This is a genomic window from Rivularia sp. UHCC 0363 (assembly GCF_034931125.1).
In the GTDB taxonomy this organism is placed as follows: Bacteria; Cyanobacteriota; Cyanobacteriia; order Cyanobacteriales; family Nostocaceae; genus Rivularia.
In genome coordinates, this window is record NZ_JAYGHM010000015.1 from 13,376 (window position 1) to 16,797 (window position 3,422).

Here is a 3,422-nt window from a genome sequence, read left to right on the forward strand (position 1 = left end):
GTCATGGGTTCCCAGCCGGAGGCTGGGAACCAGTTAAAAGTCAACACCCTAGGCAGAGCCTCCTGCCAAACGTTCCCCCCGCTGTGCCTGGGAACAAGAAATAATTACTCATAGAGTCAACAGCCTAGTCACACACCCTACAATTTACTACTCCCTCTTTCACAAAGTAACAATATTAATATAATTCCTACGTTAAATCGCGGTAGCGTCTGGGTACCGATAAAGATTACTTATTAAGTAGTGACTATTGGAGCTACCGGGGTGAATACTTTACAATCGGGAAATAACGAGTTAGTTTTCGTAGACTACAGCGATTTATTAGATAAAATTTTACAAGTTCTAAATAATCCGCAGCATGAAAATATATTTAAGATATCTCCTGATCGAGAACGATTATTGATTGGTATTAATAATGTTGCGAATCAAGTTGCAAGTTTACCAATAAATAGTCCTTTGGGTGCTTCTAGTAACGGTGCGAAGACTGCTACCGTGAATTTTAGTCCGGGCTTTGCAGAAAAGTTTCCCGAACAAATTCGAGAGATTAACGATCGCTTGCAGCATTTATTAACATCTCAAGTTGAGCGACATTCATTATCAACTCAGCAGTTTGTAGAAAATCTAGCTACAGATTTAGAGAGTTTTAAAGGTAATAGTTCTAGTTTAGATTTTACCTATGCTTTCAAGGATTATCACAATTTACAAAAGCAGCGATTAACTGTATTTGATAAAAGTGAAAAAGGGAAAGAACTTTTACGATTTCACAAGTTAACTATTAGCGTACAGAAAACTAAAGAATTTAACGAGCAGTTGCGATCGGGTTTAGAAAAGTATATCAAAGCTGAATTTGGCGATAGAAGTGAATCGGAGCGCGAAGATTTAAGCTATATTCTTGATGATTTATATCAAGATAAAGAGAAAGTAGAATCCGATTTTTATAAGCTGAGAGAAATTATCGATAGACAAACTTTAGGAAAACTCAAAAAGCAAGCACAAATAAATTATTTAGAGTTTCTTCACGAGAATTTGAATACAGATACTACTAATAATGCTCAAGCTGCAATTTATTTACAAGATACTATCAGACGTTTGCGTAAGATAGATGAATATATTAACGATATCAATAAAGCTGATGGTGATTATCTGGTGAATTATGCAGGAGTTTCCTTAAATTACAGAGATATTTTTTCTCGTGGTGAAGCTTTTGATAGTTTACCGATTATTCCCAAAGTTGAAGGTTATTTAGGAGAGACGAAAGATGAAGATAAGGGAGAAATTCAGTTTATTTTTGGTTTGAAACTTAAGTTTGATGGTAAAGTTCAGGCTTATGGTGGTAAAAGTGTATTTGAATATTATTTAAATTTACTGAATCCAGATAGCAAGGAACATCAGGAACAATTAAACGATGATTTGAAAAACAAGACTTTTGCGAGCAAAGTTTTAAGAATCGTATTTTTATATTATCTGATGTTTGCCTTTCGTCCAACATCAACTAACGATGGAAATCAAAATTGGGAATTAGAATATAATCCGATTCCCGGATTTGACGAAAAGGTGATACCAATTCTTAAAGGGGATGATGATGAAGCGAAAAGAAAACTTTTTCGAGGAATTATTAAGGGTTTTGAGAAGTATGATATTCAGAATAAAATTACAACTCTCAAGAATTCTTTAAGCAAGTTGATTCAATCGAAGCGCAATTTTGCTACTAAAGAATATCCGTTACATATTTCTGTAGGTAAAAGCATTCTGGAAAGAGATATTCAAGAGATATTTGATAGCAGTACATTTTTTAAACCTGTTTTGAGAGGTAATCCCAAACAACTTCTTAAATATATCTCCATCGGTGAAGCGAGTGCGAAAGTAAATACCCTTTGCTCTCTCCCTGCTAAAATCACTATTAACGACATTCATTACGCTTCATCAGATGAACGACAAAGTTTTAATATGGAGTACGACATCAAAAATGTTCGTGCTTTACCCGTATTGTTTTTACCGTTTGAAGATAGCAATTGTCAGGATGTTTATAATAAAAGTTTAAAACAACGCAAGTTAATATTATTCCCATATAGATTAGAAAACGATCGCTTAGAGTCTCAGCAATTATTTATTTATAATTTTACTTTTTCTCTGTTAGCGTACATGAGTCTAAAAGTAATATTGCACGAGCAGAAACCATTATTTATCCCGATTTTGCGGTTGCATTTGCATAATAAAGAAGATGATGCACCAATAGAAAAATCGATAGTATCTTTATCGAAATCATTATCTCATTTATTAAACGAAGAACATCGTTCTAATGCTCAAGGTGTAGATATTAGAAGTTTAAAATATAAATTACCTAATGTATTTAGTTCGCTATATTCAGTACTTCCGAAAAAGTTTACCTTCAATGATGCGTCATCTCCGAAAATACTAGATAATCTGGCGATCGTTATAGTATCAAGTCGGGAAAGCGATAGAAGTTGGAAAAGCTCTCAGAAAATTTCTAACGTCATGGGAGAAATTTTAGGTTTTAGATGTCAAAATGGCGCTGTAAGAATACAATTGATCGAAACTTTTTCCGCTAATTACCAACAAAAACAGGTATTTAGTCATCCTACGGTAATAATTGATCGAGTTGCTAAACTCTATCAACAAGGATACAGACGCTTTATTTACATTGCGAAAGCACCTTATACCAGTAGTTTATACATGACGCAAAAGGAAGATGATGATGGATTATTCTTCATGTCAAAAGAAGTTATTCGGGCTTTGAAATCCACACACGATAATATTAAAATTTATCCGATGTTTTTTGATAAATATTACGCGAGCAAGTTTCCAGGAAAGATTGGAGATTCTTTATATATTCAAGATACAGTAGAATTAGCGAATATTGTCGATGACCCCAGTAAAAAATCTGTTGTATTCTTCAATTTATTTAATGGTGTCAATGTTGGTAGTAGCGATCGCAATTATAACGGTGTAATTTCCTACGCTACTTTTGCTAACATTTATCAAGGTATTTTAGATGATGAAGATATTTACAAAGGTTTGATTTTTAACGGAGATTTAAAAAATGAAATATTACAGTTATTGACTTTGTTTCACTTTTCGCGGTATGAGAAAGCGGACAAAATTAGCCTCAAGTTAAATCCCTATGAAAATTTGATCGGTGATGATTCGGTTGGAGCGCTTTCTTTGTTTAATCATATGCGAGGAAAGTCGCTATTTAATTTGTTAGCGTTTTTAACTGAAGTGAAGAAGATTTTAAATGTATGGGAAACTGATTTAATAGAAAAATGATAGTTGTGGAAAAAACTATTACTCCCTTCCCCACTGAAGCTTACGGATAAAAAAACCTTACTAGACGCAGAGAACACGGAGGAAAGAAGTAATTATTAGATTCGTAGTGCGAGCATCTTGCTCGCTCGATAAAAACA

The 3,422-nt window shown here is 33.8% G+C and carries 1 protein-coding gene; it reads left to right on the top strand.

Translation table 11 applies throughout. From position 1 onward, the window contains the following. The first annotated feature begins 261 nt into the window (after nucleotides 1–261). Complete coding sequence (locus VB797_RS10695) at nucleotides 262–3,285, top strand: hypothetical protein (RefSeq protein WP_323237658.1); 3,024 nt, start codon at nucleotides 262–264, stop codon at nucleotides 3,283–3,285. Nucleotides 3,286–3,422 lie beyond the last annotated feature (137 nt).